The organism is uncultured Prevotella sp., from assembly GCF_946407605.1.
GTDB lineage: Bacteria > Bacteroidota > Bacteroidia > Bacteroidales > Bacteroidaceae > Prevotella.
The window spans coordinates 83,592-99,687 of the sequence record NZ_CAMJOS010000005.1 but is presented as its reverse complement, the minus strand read 5'-3'; the positions used below and the strand labels follow the sequence as shown (position 1 = coordinate 99,687).

The 16,096-nt window shown below is 49.9% G+C and carries 13 protein-coding genes; 7 read left to right on the top strand and 6 right to left on the bottom strand.

The window, feature by feature from the left end; translation table 11 throughout:
• Window positions 1-5: 5 nt before the first annotated feature.
• The 5 genes from gldN to Q0R57_RS04000 all read right to left on the bottom strand — a co-directional run bounded on the left by gldN (window position 6) and on the right by Q0R57_RS04000 (window position 6,104).
• Entirely contained in the window at window positions 6-1,088 is a 1,083-nt protein-coding gene (gene gldN, locus Q0R57_RS04020) for a gliding motility protein GldN (protein WP_294744117.1), read from the bottom strand.
• A gap of 16 nt (window positions 1,089-1,104) precedes the next feature.
• The gene (gene gldM, locus Q0R57_RS04015; protein WP_294744116.1) at window positions 1,105-2,664 is read right to left on the bottom strand and encodes a gliding motility protein GldM; all 1,560 of its coding nucleotides are present in this window, start codon (window positions 2,662-2,664) and stop codon (window positions 1,105-1,107) included.
• Between the two features lie 48 nt (window positions 2,665-2,712).
• On the bottom strand, window positions 2,713-3,570 hold the full coding sequence (gldL, locus tag Q0R57_RS04010) for a gliding motility protein GldL (RefSeq protein ID WP_294744115.1): 858 nt from the start codon (window positions 3,568-3,570) through the stop codon (window positions 2,713-2,715).
• A gap of 45 nt (window positions 3,571-3,615) precedes the next feature.
• Window positions 3,616-5,031: an SUMF1/EgtB/PvdO family nonheme iron enzyme gene (locus Q0R57_RS04005; RefSeq protein WP_294744149.1), complete on the bottom strand. Its 1,416-nt coding sequence runs from the start codon at window positions 5,029-5,031 to the stop codon at window positions 3,616-3,618.
• Window positions 5,032-5,165: 134 nt separating this feature from the next.
• Window positions 5,166-6,104, bottom strand: coding sequence for a type IX secretion system membrane protein PorP/SprF (locus tag Q0R57_RS04000; RefSeq protein ID WP_294744114.1), 939 nt, complete (start codon window positions 6,102-6,104; stop codon window positions 5,166-5,168).
• Window positions 6,105-6,204: 100 nt separating this feature from the next.
• Between Q0R57_RS04000 and metG the strand changes: the two genes are divergently transcribed.
• The 7 genes from metG (at window position 6,205) to Q0R57_RS03965 (ending at window position 15,209) form a co-directional block, all read left to right on the top strand.
• Window positions 6,205-8,271 carry a methionine--tRNA ligase gene (metG, locus tag Q0R57_RS03995; protein ID WP_294744113.1) on the top strand — a complete coding sequence of 689 codons (2,067 nt, stop codon included), beginning with the start codon at window positions 6,205-6,207 and terminating at the stop codon, window positions 8,269-8,271.
• A 20-nt stretch (window positions 8,272-8,291) separates the two neighbouring features.
• Complete coding sequence (locus tag Q0R57_RS03990; protein ID WP_294744112.1) at window positions 8,292-9,797, top strand: DUF6057 family protein; 1,506 nt, start codon at window positions 8,292-8,294, stop codon at window positions 9,795-9,797.
• Window positions 9,794-11,356 (top strand): hypothetical protein, encoded by a 1,563-nt coding sequence (locus tag Q0R57_RS03985; RefSeq protein WP_294744111.1) that lies wholly within the window; start codon window positions 9,794-9,796, stop codon window positions 11,354-11,356. The genes Q0R57_RS03990 and Q0R57_RS03985 overlap by 4 nt, the downstream gene beginning before the upstream one ends.
• 9 nt (window positions 11,357-11,365) lie before the next feature.
• On the top strand, window positions 11,366-13,195 hold the full coding sequence (locus Q0R57_RS03980; RefSeq protein WP_294744110.1) for an aminotransferase class I/II-fold pyridoxal phosphate-dependent enzyme: 1,830 nt from the start codon (window positions 11,366-11,368) through the stop codon (window positions 13,193-13,195).
• Entirely contained in the window at window positions 13,192-14,205 is a 1,014-nt protein-coding gene (locus tag Q0R57_RS03975) for an NAD/NADP octopine/nopaline dehydrogenase family protein (RefSeq protein WP_294744109.1), read from the top strand. The genes Q0R57_RS03980 and Q0R57_RS03975 overlap by 4 nt, the downstream gene beginning before the upstream one ends.
• An 18-nt stretch (window positions 14,206-14,223) precedes the next feature.
• Window positions 14,224-14,736 (top strand): glycerophosphodiester phosphodiesterase family protein, encoded by a 513-nt coding sequence (locus tag Q0R57_RS03970; protein ID WP_294744108.1) that lies wholly within the window; start codon window positions 14,224-14,226, stop codon window positions 14,734-14,736.
• Between the two features lie 101 nt (window positions 14,737-14,837).
• Window positions 14,838-15,209, top strand: coding sequence for a hypothetical protein (locus Q0R57_RS03965; protein ID WP_294744107.1), 372 nt, complete (start codon window positions 14,838-14,840; stop codon window positions 15,207-15,209).
• Between the two features lie 74 nt (window positions 15,210-15,283).
• Here Q0R57_RS03965 and Q0R57_RS03960 read toward each other — a convergent pair whose 3' ends face one another.
• A complete protein-coding gene (locus Q0R57_RS03960; RefSeq protein ID WP_294744106.1) occupies window positions 15,284-16,066 on the bottom strand; it encodes a LicD family protein in 783 nt (260 codons plus the stop codon).
• Between the last annotated feature and the right edge of the window lie 30 nt (window positions 16,067-16,096).

Below are 16,096 nucleotides of genomic sequence, written 5' to 3'. Positions count from 1 at the left end.
TTATTCTAATGCCGTTCACGACGTACCGACACTCGTGGTGCCGATGATCCGCCTCCTGACGAAGCGCTACTCTTGACCTTCGTCGTCTTGGTTCGACTCTGTCGTTTCTGCTGTTTAGCCTGTTCCTTCAGCAACTTAGGATCGGTATTGGCAATGCTATCCAGTGAATCACGTTTTGCTTTATCTCCAAAGATATTATTCTTGAAAGCCTCCAGTTCTGCCTCAATACGCTGTTGCTCTTTCGTATATTTGATTGAGTCGCCACCAGCAATTTGTGCCAGGGTCTTGCCCAGCATATTGGTGGTCTTGTAAATCTTTCCCTTGTACTTATTAAGTGTAAAGAAGTCATCCATCGACATAACAGCGGCATTGTTCACATCCGATGTCATCACCGTCTGACGGCTCAGATAGGGCTCCAGATCGGCATACTTCACCCAGAACAGAGGATATTTCGTAGCCTCACCGCCAAAATCATCTTCACGCATCATAATAGGACAGAGAGCCAACGGCTTGATGCGGAACGAAGAGTTGGCTTGGTCATAATAAGCACTCTCCTTGAGGTAATACTTTGTCACCTCCGACGATGGAATATCACTGTTGTCAATCTGTATCTTTCCATTCTTCTCCTCATAGAAAATATGGAAGTTATCAAGCACGGTCTTCAGATTGACCTTTGCAGCATCAGAGAAGTCATCATTGCCGTCGTTAGCCACCGAATACTCGTAGATATTGATATAGCCGTTCTGCGCCAACTTGAAGATATAGGTAAACAGGTTCATCTGCTTGCCTTGGGGCTGCACGGGGTAGTACAGACCAGCATTAGCATCTTCGTGCAAGTCGATTTCACGATAGATATCACGACGCCACACCACATCCTCAGGCATGTCGATAGCCACAGGGTAGCTGAGTTGCATACGGCGTGTCATGCCATCTGCACTCTTCTGACCAGCCTGAGTCTTCTGCGTTGTTTTCTGCTGCGTCGTTTTCGACGGTGCTTGCTGAGCCTGCTGTACGCGGCTCTTCTTAGGCTGGGCAGTTACAGTACCTGCTGCCAGCGTTATCATCATCAGGAACAATAGTCTCTTCATAATTATCTGTTGTCAATTAATTCACTTTGATTTCCATTGATGTCTTTAGGGTACGCTCAATACCATCAGGACCTATGGCCTTCACATTAGAGATGTAGAAACGACGACCACGTGCCAACTTACGGAAGGTTTCCTTCTGACGGGCTGAGAACCTATCGGCATCGCCAGCCATCGGTACGGCATTACCCATGTTGTCGTAGAACACCGTCTCGAACGATACCACCTTGAACGTGATGTCAAGGATGCCATCGTCGATGGCAGCACCAATACCGTCGATATCCATCAGGCTGGACTTGGTCATAGCACCACCCTTGAAGCGGTTCGGATTGCCACCCTCATCCTTTATATTAATATAAGGTGTGGGGTCTGGCAGGCGACGCACACGGAAGGAGAACTGTCCCATCTGCTGCGGGCGTCCCGTATTGGTAGAGATAACCGTGATAGTTGCATTCTCACCAATCTTCGACGGACGGGCAATATACTTACCAGGTCCCGTAGGCGTCAAAGTGCCGTTGGTCATCGTGGCCGAGATCTTATTCAGGGGTACGCCAGGCACCGAGATGCTAATGGGGTTCGTATAGCCTGCATACAACATATTCATCAGGTCGGCAGAAACCGTTGCACTGGGATCCACCACCGTGTATTTCTGCGAGAAGTCGCGACGGATGAGGTCGCCATTACCATTGATGGTCTGGATATAGCCAGCCAAGGTATAGTCGCCAGTACGTCCACATACGGTCTCATAGAGTCCGTCCTGCAGGTCCACCTTCTGGTTGCCGATGAAAATCTCCGGCACCTGTGTGGTATCTACAGCCGCCATCACGATATGAGCCGAGAACTTATCACCACGTACGATGGTCTGTGAGTTAGGAATCACGAAAGCATTGAGCGAGTTGACACGGATATCCTTCACGTCAATGTTCTGCACCAGCGTGTGCAACACCTCTTTCTCTGCATTACGAACATCACTCTGCAGCTTCGACAGCAGCGTGACGGCAGCAGCAGCCGGCATCGACTCAAACATATACTCCTGCCAATTCTTGCCCAGTCCAGTAGAAGGCACCTCTGTGGTCAGATCACTGGCAATGCGACGCTGCTGCGCCGTGTCAGTCACCATCTTCAGGATATTCTCGCGATAGGTATCGATGGCCTGCTTCAGGCTCTCACCACGACCACGTCCAGGAGCCAGCATCACCTGATTGGCAGCTTCCAGATCCTCCTTATTAATAATATTAGAAGGGTTACCATCTGATCCGTCGGCCTCGCGAGCAATGGCCAATTTCAGTTCTGCAGCAAGGTTATAGATGGAGTCGCTGGACTGCTTGACACGCTGTGCCTTCTCGTACCACTCCTTCACCTTCTGCGGATTGGCCTTCATCTGTTGGTCGAAGTCATCGTATATGGCCAAGTTCTCCTTCGCTGCGTTCTCAGTGGTACGTTTCAGGCTTTCCTCCACAATAGAGAAGCCGTTGAGCACCTCATTCGAGACGTTCAATGCCAGCATAGCCATCAACACGACATACATCAGGTTGATCATCTTCTGGCGAGGAGATACGGGTCTTTTCTTTATTGCCATATTCTATATTCTTATGCGTCTTATGAGTCTTATGGGACCTATAGAGCCTTATGGGGTCATGGGTCCTTTAGGCATGTTCACCGTCATAGCCTCAATCATGCGGGTATAGATCTTATTGAGTTCTGCAATCTGGTCGGCCATGCGACGGCTCTGCTCATTAATCTGGTCAATAGTGCCAATCTGCTGTGAGGCTCCCTTGAGCTGCATCTCGTAAACACGGCTGATGCCGGTGAGCGTGCGGTTCAGGTTCTCCATCTCCTCGCTGTCGCGTGTCAGACGTTCACTCTGCTCTGCCACCTTCTGCAAGGTCTCGGTGAGTTTCTTCAACTGCTCCACATAACCAGTGGTGGCCTCTTCCATCTCCTCTGCATCAATCTCGGGCAGTTCAGACTGTTGGACAACACCACCGAAAACACCGCCACCGATGACACCTCCGCCTACTACGCCACCACCAGCAACGGCTTCGCCACCAGCGCCTTCTGCGTAGGCTGCGACACCTTCGCCCCCAGCACCTCCAGCAGAACCGCCACCTATGATAATGGTGCCTGAGCCACCACCAGAGACTCCTGAGATACCAGAAACACCTGACAATCCAGCCTCTCCGCCAACTGTAGCATTCTCAGGATTGAGTTCATCCTCACCCACATGCATGGGCAAATCCATACCATCAGCCGTCTTGTCGAACGGACGGTCGAAGGCTGCGATAAAGAACACGAACACCTCGGTACCCATACCGATAAACAACATCAGGTTAGCACCTGGCAGGTGGGTCAGCTTAAAGAGCGTACCAAGAATCACAATCGACGCACCCCAGCTGTAGGCATAGTTCATAAACGTCTGTCCTGGGACGCTATCCAGCCACTTCTGTAAGCGGTAGATAATATTGAATTTACTGTAATTTGTCATTGCGATAAACGTTTTTTCGTTATTACGATATTACGGCATTACCCATTATTTCCTTGATTTCTTAGTCGAGGCTTTGACGGGTTTGGCTTTCTCGCTACTGGTATTGGCCAGCGAACGTACACAGCGGAAACCAATGAACGAGCGGGGCTGGTTCTGATACTCACTACTGCGCCATGCCGAACGGATATAACTCTCAGGGTCTTTCCACGAGCCACCACGCACACTCTTCTTCTTCAGACGATAGGGATCCTCAATAGCAGCATTGTACTTCAGCTGCGGATTGATGTCGTTCATGGCATCAACACCTGCATCGGTATAGATGGTTGAGGTCCACTCAGCCACATTACCTGCCATATCGAAGAGTCCGTTAGTATTGGCATTATAGATACCCACCTTCGAGGTAATCAAGTTACCATCTTTGGTGTAGTTACCATTATCGGGCTTGAAGTTGGCATAGAAGCATCCCTTGCCACTGGCCACATCTTCGTTGGTCCAAGGGAACTCGTTCTGGTCCTTACCACGGGCCGCGAACTCCCACTCTGCCTCTGTCGGCAGACGATAGCGCTGCACATAGCGGGCAGCTGGACCGAGGCCTTTCAGCAGGAACTCCGTACGCCAAGCACAAAAGGCGTTAGCCTGTTCCCAAGTGACACCCACCACGGGATAGTCGTTGTATGCCGCATTCGAGAAGTAGTTACGCATATATGTCTCGTTGTCGGCATTGGGGAAGTCGTTCACCCAGCAAGTGGTGTCAGGATAAATATTAATAATATAGGTGTTCAGGAAGTCCCAAGGACCAGAGAGCTCTCGTTCGATGGTCTGACGAACGATTCTTCCCTCATCATCGATATAGGCAGTATCTTTCGAGATATACACCTTCTCATTGTCATCAACAGCCACATCGGTGTTCAAATTACGCTCTCGCGGATTCAAACGGTTGCGACGCAGGGCCGCCTCAGTATAGTCGTAAACCTCATAGCGGTAGTTCATCTGCGAGGCATCGAGCATCTTCTCACCTGTTACGGGGTTGATGGTATAGACACTTTCAATGGCACGCAACTCATCCTCGTTGGGCTTGCGCGGCAGACTTTTCTTCCAGTTCAGGTGAGGCTTCACGGGGTCACCGTTCTTGTCTTCCTCAATCTTGTAGCTCTCGTCGCCACCATAGTTGGGATCGGCCAGACGCTCACGGATGATGGAGTCACGCACATAGTTCACGAACTGACGATACTCGGAGTTCGTAATCTCCGTATCGTCCATCCAGAAGCCCTCAACTGAGATGTCCCTCACAGGCGTCTGTCTACCCCAAAGCGAGTCGGGAGTCTCAAGACCCATGCGCAGATGACCACGTTTGATGAGTACCATGCCATAGGGTGCAGGCTCTGCAAAGCCTTTGCCGCTGGCACCGGTCAGTTCACCGCCGTTAGCGGTAGTCTCCTTGCCACCAAAGCAAGAGACCATCAAGAGCAAAAAGGAAAGCAGGTAAAAAGGCATCATCCTTCTCACCCAGTCACCTTTCTGCTTCTTCATATTCAATAACTGTCTCATATCTTCGTTTTTTTACTTCTTTTCCTCTTTAATTATTATTCTTTTTATCAAAGTAGTCTCACACTCTGATGACGATTGCGTCCTTTCTTCTGGAAGTTCACATCGGTCTGATACCCCACGAACAACTCGTGTCCGCCATTGCCCAGACTCTTCACCGTGGTGTTGTACTCGTAGCTGTAGCCCAGCATCACACCGTGAAACTTGCCGCCCACATAGAGAGTGACGGAGTTGGTGGGACTATAACCCGCACCCACATACATCAGTCTTTCCTCAAAGGCATACGTCAGACGGGAGGTAATGTCGGCCCGATAGCCAACGCCGTCAGAGCGTCCCATAATAGAGGGCTGTATTGTAAAGAACGGATTTTTCAGTCGAATATTGCATCCAGCCGTAAAATAATACGACATATCCACGTCTAATTCGTTCGTTTCACCTATTTCAATACGTGGTGAGAGGATATGTTGGACTGACGCACCAGCATACCAAGACTTCTGCTGATAGTACAAACCTGCGTTCAGGTCGAAGGCCGTTCCTGTGGCGTCTGACGTGGGGAAGGCCAGGTCGCCTTTTTCGTCAAAATCCAGTTCCGAGCCTTTCAGGTTCTCACTCAACATGGCTGGCTGCACACCAATGCTCAGCACACCACCCAATAGCTTCAACTTTGGGGCATACATCACCGAGAATTTCTTGTGCGAGAACACACCGATATCATCATTCACCATCTGCACGCCCACGCCATGGGTCATTCCAATAAATTGGAAGGGCAGGTCGGCAGAAATGTACATGGTACGCGGATTATGTTCAAAGCCCACCAACGACATGTTATAGGCACCCACCACGTTCAGTTTGTTCTGTTTACCAGCAGCGGCAGGGTTATACGATGGTTCCATCGCCCAGTAGTGACTGAACGACGGATCGTACTGTGCCTGCATTTCCAACGAGGCCATCAGTAACAGGGCCAATATCCATAGATTTCGCCTTAACACATTAAAAATAACGCATAAACTGATTGTTTATTATATTATTATTTGCATTTTCGCTCACTTATTCGTACCTTTGCACCTCAAATACACATTATATTATAATATGGAACAGAAAAATTATAAAAGAATAACCGTGACCTCAGCCCTACCCTATGCCAATGGTGGTGTGCATATTGGTCACCTGGCTGGTGTTTACGTACCAGCAGACATCTATGTGCGGTACCTCCGTCTGAAGAAGCGCGACGTCATGTTTATCGGAGGTTCAGACGAGCACGGTGTGCCCATTACCGTTCGTGCCCGTAAAGAGGGTATCACTCCTCAGGATGTGGTTGACCGCTATCATAAGATGATTAAGGATTCGTTCGAGGAGTTTGGTATCTCGTTCGATATCTATAGCCGTACTACCAGTGAGACTCACCATAAGTTTGCTGCCGAGTGGTTTAAGAAACTCTACGACGAGGGCAAGTTGGTGGAGAAGACCACCGCTCAGCTCTACGACGAGGAAGCCAAGCAGTTCCTGGCCGACCGTTACGTGGTGGGCGAGTGCCCCTACTGCCACAACGAGGGCGCCTATGGTGACCAGTGTGAGAAGTGCGGACGCGACCTCTCTCCCACCGAGCTCATCAACCCCAAGTCAACCATCAGTGGTTCTACCCCTGTGTTGAAGGAGACCAAGAACTGGTATCTGCCTCTGAACGAGTATCAGGACTGGTTGAAGCAGTGGATTCTGGAGGGTCACAAGGAGTGGCGCTCAAATGTCTATGGCCAGTGCAAGTCTTGGCTCGATATGGACCTGCAGCCTCGTGCTATGACGCGCGACTTGGATTGGGGTATCCCTGTGCCTGTAGAGGGTGCTGACGGCAAAGTGCTGTATGTATGGTTCGACGCCCCTATCGGCTATGTATCAAACACCAAAGAGCTTTGCGAGAAGGAACCCGAGAAGTGGGGCAACTGGGAGAAGTGGTGGCAGGATGAGGATACTCGTCTGGTTCACTTCATCGGTAAGGACAACATCGTGTTCCACTGTATCATCTTCCCTGTAATGATGAAGGCTCACGGTAAGTATATCATGCCTGATAACGTACCCGCCAACGAGTTCCTGAACCTTGAGAACGATAAGATTTCAACCTCTCGTAACTGGGCTGTATGGCTCCACGAGTATCTGGTTGATATGCCTGGTAAGCAGGATGTATTGCGCTATGTACTGACAGCCAATGCACCTGAGACAAAGGATAATAACTTCACTTGGAAGGATTTCCAGGATCGCAATAACAACGAACTCGTAGCTGTTTACGGTAACTTCGTAAACCGTGCCCTTCAGCTCACCAAGAAGTACTGGAACGGTGTGGTTCCTGCTTGTGGCGAGTTGCAGGATGTAGATAAGCAGGCCCTTGAGGAGTTTAAGGATGTAAAGGCTAAGGTTGAGGCTCTGCTGGAGCAGTTCAAGTTCCGCGATGCTCAGTTCGAGGCTATGAACCTGGCTCGTATTGGTAACCGCTATATCACAGAGTGTGAGCCTTGGAAGGTTTGGAAGACTGATCCAAAGCGTTGCGAGACTATCCTGAACATCTGCTTGCAGCTTACAGCTAACCTCGCTATCGCTTTTGAGCCATTCCTGCCATTCAGCAGTAAGAAGCTTCGCGAGATGCTGAACATCAGCAACTTCGAGTGGGAGCAGCTGGGAAGCACCGATCTCCTGGAGGCTGGTCATCAGCTGGGCGAGCCTGCTCTGCTGTTCGAGAAGATTGAGGACGAGGTAATCCAGAAACAGCTGGATAAGCTGGAGGCTACCAAGAAAGCCAACGAGGCTGCCGCCTACAAGGCTGCTCCAGTCAAGGATACCGTTAGCTTCGAGGAGTTTGAGAAGCTCGACATCCGTGTAGGTCTGGTTAAGGATTGTCAGAAGGTTAAGAAGAGCAAGAAACTCCTGCAGTTCACCATCGACGATGGTTCTGGTACCGATCGTACCATCTGCTCGGGTATTGCTGCCTTCTACGAGAATCCTGAGGAATTAATTGGTAAGCGTATCCTCTTTGTGGCCAACTTTGCTACACGTAACATGATGGGTATCGAGAGTCAGGGTATGATTCTTAGCGCTGTTGACTTTGACGAGAGTCTGAGTGTGGTTACAACCACAAAGGATGTGAAGCCAGGAAGCCAGGTTGGTTAATTGTAAATGGTGAACGGTTAATGGTGAAGAGACTCCTTCCCTATCTGTTTCCGCTGATAGCAGCCATACTGCTGGTGGTGCTCGAATCAGATGTGCTCTATGCCTTGCAGGAGCAGAACCTGTTTCTACACTCCACGCTGTTCTTTGAGCAGCAGATGGTAAAAGCTGGTGGACTGCTGACATGGGCAGGATGTTATCTCACTCAATTCTTTTATTACCCTATGCTCGGAGCAGGCATCCTATGCCTTCTCTGGGCTTTTTTTATATGGCTATGCCAGCGAGCTTTCCGACTGAAGAATCTTTGGCTGACGCTGATTCCCACAGCCTCGTTGCTGCTCACCATCGTCACCCTGGGCTATTGGATCTATTATCTCAAACTGCCTGGTCACGCCTTCTGTGCTACCATTGGCAGCATCGTGGTGTTGGCATTGGTATGGGGCTATCGAGTGATGCCACGTCGCTATCACCTATCCTCTTTTTATATCATCTTTGCCGCAGGATTGGGCTATATGGTCTTTGGATTCTATGCCCTATTAGCCACTGCGCTAATGGGCATCACCTCATGGCGCGATAAAAAGGGTTTCGGAGGAGACTTTTTCCTGGCTCTTATACTGATTATCCTTTGGCCTATCTTTGGGTATTTCATAGTTTTCCACGAAACCAACATCGTCAACATCTATTGGGTTGCACTACCTGTGTTTGCCCATCAGGGGGAGCGTTTCTTTGTCTATAACCTCCCCTATATCGTGCTCTTTGCCAGTATGGTGGTGATGGCCCTCAAGCCCACTATCAAATCAGCACGATGGCTCAACATCGGCATCGTCGTAGTGACAGTTATAGGGCTTTCCTTATTCTGGAATAGAGACGAGAACCTACACCGTGAGCTTAGCATGACACGCAGCATTGAGAAAGGACAATGGGCCGAGGTACTCGAAACGGCAAAGAACGTCAAGGGCGAGCCCACCCGACTCATCTGCATGATGCGTAATCTGGCGCTGTTTAATCAGGGACAGCCATTCAGCAAGACCCGCGACTATCCTGAGGGTGCCAAGCGACCTGCTGCGCCTTTCGTCATACATACCGTCCACACTGCAGGCAAGTTGCTCTATCTGCAATATGGCATTCCCAACTACTGCTATCGTTGGTGCATGGAGGATGGCGTGGAATATGGTTGGACGGTAGAGCGTCTGAAACTTATGGCGATGTGTTCTATCTTGAACAACGAGCCTGTGGCAGCCCAGCGTTTTGTGAACCTATTGAAGAAGACCGACTTCCACAAATCGTGGGCAAAACACATGGAAACTTTCATTCAAGACCCGCATCTGGTAGTCCGTGCCACAGAGTTCCGACATATTTTACCTTTGCTGCGCGACGATGACTTCCTGACTGCCGACCAGTCGCAGCAGGAAATGTTCTTGTTTGAGCAAATCATGAGCACCCAAGGGGCTACTCAGGAACAGCGCCGTCTGGCAGAGTTCACCATGGGCTATTATCGTAACAACCATAAGAACCTGATAGAACAATGAAGCAGTACCTCTACATACTCATCATCACCTGTCTGCTGGCAGCCTGCACTGGTCCGCAAGTGCCAGAACAGTATACACAGAGCAAGATTTCGCCACGCATCTATCCTGACTATCAGGAGGTGACGGTGCCCATCAACGTAGCACCCTTGAACTTCGAGCTGTTAGGACCTGCTGACGAGGTAGTGGTACGTTTCTCTGCTGGTGAGGAAGAAATCGTCTGCGACGGACCAAAAGCCCGACCAGACATCGAGGACTGGAAAACCCTGACAGCGAAGGCCAAGGGACAGGCCATCAGTGTGGAGGTCTTTGCCAGAGACAAAGAGCAATGGACGCGCTTCAAACCATTTAATATCTATGTATCGCCCGATTCCATCGACCCTTGGATCAGCTACCGTCTCATCTCACCCTCTTATGTTTCTTATGAGGAGCTGACGCTGAACCAACGCAGTCTGGAGACCTTCGACGAAGAGGTATTTGTTGACAATATGCTTTGCTCAACAGAGAGTGGAGGTCAGTGTGTCAACTGCCATAACTTCCAGCAATACAACCCAGACCGCATGCAGTTTCATGCCCGTCAGACCCATGGCGGCACGCTGATTGCCTATGATGGTGAGCTGGAGAAGATTGACATGAATAACGACTCGCTCATCTCGGCAGGTGTCTATCCCGCTTGGCATCCCACGATGAAGCTCATCGCCTATAGCACCAACAAGACCTTGCAATGTTTCCACACATCAGCACTGGAGAAGATTGAGGTGCTTGATGCCGAGAGCGATCTAATACTCTACGACATAGACCGTCACGAGGTGACTACCATTGAGCAACAACCCAACGAGTTGGAGATATTCCCTTGCTGGGCACCTGACGGCAAGACGCTCTATTTCTGTAGTGCCCACTTTGAATACGAGGCCGACAGCGTGGATATGGGAGAGATTATGATGCGTGCCCAGGAGGTGAAATACAACATCTATCGTAAGACGTTTGACCCACAGACCAAGACCTTTGGTCCTCGTGAGCTCGTCTTCGACGCCGCAGCCACAGACTCCCTCCACCCAAGCATGAGTGCCACCTTCCCACGCATCTCGCCCGATGGTCGCTGGCTGCTCTTCACATTGGGCGAATGGGGCTGTTTCCACATCTGGCATCACGATGCTGACTTGTGGATCATGGACCTAAATAGTGGAAAGTGGAAAAAGGAAGGTGGAAAGAGAATAGAGGATAATGGAGATGATTATGAAGAGACTGTAAGACCTCTTGATGAGATTAATAGCATTGATACGGAGAGCTATCACTCGTGGTCGAGCAATGGTCGCTGGATCATCTTCTCCTCACGCCGCTACGATGGCGTGTTTACCCGTCCCTTCATTGCCCATATCGATGCAGAGGGTCGTGGTTCAAAGCCATTTGAATTGCCGATGCGCAACCCTGACGTCCATCGCCAGTTTCTGAAGAGCTATAACGTGCCAGAGTTCATGAAAGGCCGAGTATCGCTGACGCCCCAACAGGTGGCCAGTATCATGAAAGAAGAAGGAACACCAATAACTTACAAATCAAAATAACACAACAATATGCAAGCAATCATCCTCGCGGCTGGTATGGGCCGCAGATTAGGCGAATATACAAAGGACAACACCAAATGCATGGTGCCTGTCAATGGTGTCAAGCTCATCGACCGTCTGCTGGGACAGCTCTCCAAGTTGTCGCTCACTCGTGTTATCATCGTCGTAGGCTATAAAGGCAAGGAGCTGCGCGAGTATATTCAAAATGAGTGGAAAGAGGATTGTCTTCTTAACATCGAGTTTGCTGAGAATCCTGTTTACGACAAGACCAACAACATCTACTCGCTGGCGCTGGTGAAGGACAAGTTGCAGGAGGACGACACGCTGCTCATCGAGAGCGATCTGATACTGAGTGACAATATGATTCCCATGCTCATCCAGAACCCCTGCCCCAACCTCGCCTTAGTGGCTAAGTACGAGACGTGGATGGATGGCACGATGGTGCGATTGGACGATGACAATAATATCGTGAACTTTATCTCGAAGGATGCTTTCGACTATAATGACGTGAACTCGTACTATAAGACGGTGAATATCTACAAGCTGTCACGCCAGTTCTCGCAACAGAAATACGTGCCCTTCCTCGAAGCCTACACTAAGGCGGTGGGTAACAACGAGTACTACGAGAACGTGCTGCGCATCATCTCGCTGTTGAACAACCACGACATGAAGGCGTTGCCTATCGGCAATGAGAAATGGTACGAGATTGACGACAAGCAGGACCTCGACATTGCCGAGGCATTGTTTGCTGACGAGAAGGATGTGCTGCGCAAGTACTATGGACGCTATGGTGGCTTCTGGCGTTTCCCTCAGATGCTCGATTTCTGCTATCTGGTGAACCCCTACTTCCCCAGTCAGCGCATGAAGGACGAGCTCCGTGCTAACTTCGACACCTTGCTGACGGAATATCCCTCTGGCATGAAGGTCAATACCCTCATCGCCAGCAAGTGCTTTGGCGTGAGCGAGCCTTATATCGTGCCTGGCAATGGTGCTGCCGAGTTGATTAAGGTCTTGATGGAAGAAACCCCAAACCTCAAAGTTGGCTTTATCCGTCCTACCTTTGAGGAGTATCCCAATCGCTACGACAAAGACCTGCAGGTGACCTTTGTTCCAAACAACGAGGACTATCGCTATACTGCTGATGAACTGATGGCATTCTTTGGCGACAAAGACATCCAGCAATTGATGGTCATCAACCCTGACAACCCCTCAGGTAACTTCATACCCAAAGCCGACGTGCTGCGTCTGGCCAAGTGGTGCGAAGAACGCCAAATTCGTCTAGTGGTCGATGAATCCTTCGTCGATTTCAGCGTCGACTATGCCACCAATTCTTTGCTCAGCGACGATATTCTCGAAGCCTATCCCCACATGGTGGTGATGAAGAGCATCTCGAAGAGCTACGGCGTGCCTGGTCTGCGACTCGGCATCCTGTGCGCTGCCGATAAGGATCTCATCGCACATACTAAGAAGAAGGTGAGTATCTGGAACATGAACTCGTTTGCCGAGTTCTTCATGCAGATATACAATAAATACGAGAAGGACTACCAGCGAGCCTGCGACAAGTTCATTGCTGAACGCGACAGTTTTGAACAGCAGTTACGCCAGGTGTCCTATCTGCGCATCATGCCAACCCAGGCCAACTATTTCCTCTGCGAGGTGTTGCCGCCTTACAAGGCCAGCGAGATTGTAATCTACACACTGAAGCAGCACAACATCCTGACTCGCGACTGCAGTCTTAAGCCAGGTCTCGACCCTGAAAAACAGTTCATGCGTATCGCCGTCAGGAACCATGAGGACAACACTAGATTGGCTGAAGCACTAAAAACATTTGTCAAATGAAGATTTGTATCTGTGGCGGTGGCAACCTTGGACACGTAGTGGCAGGCTTTGTGGCAGCACAAGGTCAGCATGAGGTTTGTGTACTGACACGTCATCCTGAAAGATGGAGTAACGACATCCAGATTGATGCGCCAGACGAGACCACATATAGGGGACATCTGAGTGGTGTCTTCAGCGATGCCAAGCAGGCCGTTTCCGATGCACAGATTATTTATATCTGTCTGCCAGGCTACGCCATCCACGATATGCTTCTGCAAATCAAGGACTACCTGATGCCTATGGCAGCAGTAGGTAGCGTGGTCAGCAGCACGGGCTTCTTCTTCGAAGCCATGCAGATACTGCCTTCCACCACCCCGCTGTTTGGTTTCCAGCGTGTGCCGTTCATCTCACGCATCGAGGATTATGGTCGACGGGCCCGATTAATGGGCTATAAAGAGAGCCTCCATCTGGCCATCGAACAGACCAGCGACCCAGAGCCGCTGCGACAGGCTTTGGAACAGATGCTGCGCACCCCCATCCACCTGCTGCACAGCTTCTATGAGGTAAGCCTCAGCAATAGCAACCCGCTGCTGCACCCCTCGCGTCTCTACTCGCTTTGGAAAGATTGGCACGAGGGTGAAACCATTTCGCGCGTACCTCTTTTTTATGAAGAATGGACAGAGGAGGCTGCTGCGCTCTATATCGCGATGGACCAGGAGCTACAGGCACTCCTGCGCCAACTGCCTGTCACCCCAGGCAGCATAGCCACCGTTCTCGACTATTACGAAAGTACCGATGCTCCCTCGCTGGCTCGCAAACTGCGTAGCATCGAGGCCTTCAAGGGTATTACAGCACCTATGAAAGCTACAGAAGGGGGCTTCGTGCCCGACTTCCACAGCCGCTATTTCACAGAAGATTTTCCCTACGGTCTGGCCATCGTTCATCGTTTGGCCCACGAAAAGGAGGTCCCCTGTCCCACCATCGACCGCATCTACGACTGGGGCATGAAAATCATTAACTCTGACTACTAACGTTAATCCTATTGAGACATGAAAAGATTACAAGCTCTTTGTTTAATTAGCGCATTATTCCTGTTTTCCGCCATTGCCAACGCACAAATGGGGCACATTCTGCATGTAGCCACCCAATATGGCGAAACAACATTTGATACAGACATCGTTGACAGCATCTATTTTGACGAGAATGATAGTGTTCATACCTCCATTCCGATGGAGAGCATCAAAGTGTTCCAAGAGCAGCAGAATATCTATCCCTCTGACCTCTTTACCCAGTCGCTCGTCATGTGTCATCGTGGACTGGCTGGCTTCCCAGAGAATACCTATGAAGCTCTGGAGGCAGCCATCAAGGTGGGATACAAAATGGTGGAGTGTGATATAGCCCGTACCAAAGACGGCGTATTTGTCCTGCAGCACGATGCCACCATCGATCGCTGTAGCAATGACACAGGAAGAGTGGACAGCTGCTACTTTGCCTATCTCAGCAACTGGATTTCGGCTCGTGGTACAACGCCGATTTCTCCTATGTCCGTATTGCGGCATTAGAGGATATTATCAAGCTCTGCAAGCGCAAGAACGTCATCCTGGAACTGGATATTGCTGATAATGACCGTTTCCAGGATAGTTCTCTGGAAGATCTGTTCAAGTTGGTACAGAAGTACGGCATGCTGTCGCGCACCATATTCTGCGCCAAGAAGCCACGTCTGGAGGCCTTGCAAGCCATCAGCAGCTGTGTGTGCGTCTCTGTCTCAGGCGTCACAAACATCAAAACTGCCGATGAGGCCTTCGAGCTGAAGTCCAAAGCCTTAAGCATCAATGTGTCGATTCCTTTTACACACATCACCAAAGAGCTCTGCGAATATGTGCACAGCAAAGGCATGTATGTCAAGACTTGGACTTACAACAGAGACACCTACATGGAAGAAGCCTTTGAGAAAGGTGCCGACTATGTCATCGTAAAGAATATCATTCCTTCGAGCAACGTCAGAGGCGACGAATCTGAAGAAAATGAGGACTAGTTAGAAAAAAATTTTTTCCTAACTAGAGAGATAAAAATCTCTAGTCCTTTCAATGAAAATCCATATCCGAGTAATTATTTCCAGTAGGCCTCGAAGTTATGGGTGACACGCTGTTCTACTGGTGGAAGAGTCATATAGTCACCATAGGTGCGCTCAAGGTAATCGCGATAGCCAATCATGGTCTTATAGGTCTTGCCCTCAAACTCAATATCAACGCTAGAGGCGATATCCTCAGCAGGGAAGCAGCCCTTGATACTGGGGCCTGCCTCAGTCATGTTGCACACCATACGTGTTGGTCTCTCCAACACGATAAGTTTCCAAATCTTGCGCTCTATCTGCTTGACGCTCATAGGCCAGCACTTGTAAACCCAATAGGCCAAACGCGACTTTAGAGGATTAGTATTCGATATCTTACAACGACGAATCTTGTAGAGCAGTTTCTTCTGGCGGAAGATGCGCTCACGCTGCTGAAGGTTCTCTGTGACATAGTCGACAGGGAAGATATCCATATAGACCCCTATCTCGTAGCCCTCAGTCTCACGCTCCACCATATGGGTACGCTGGTCTACCACCTTGGCAAAAGTATAATAATAATGTGACTCAGAGGCAGGGTTGATGGCGCGATAGATACCCTTCTCGTCATGATAGGTATTAAGAAAGGTCTCGTAATCCTCACGCGGCATGTAGATGTCGATATCATCATCCCAGGGGATATAGCCCTTGTGGCGCACAGCACCAATCAGGGTGCCGCTACTGAGGAAATACCTCAGGCCGTGAGCCTCGCAGAAGCGATGCACCTCATCGAGGATGCCCATCTGAATCTGTCTCAGTTCCTGAATATCGTCAATCTTCTTCATTTCTCATTCCACTATCCTCTTTCCACTTTC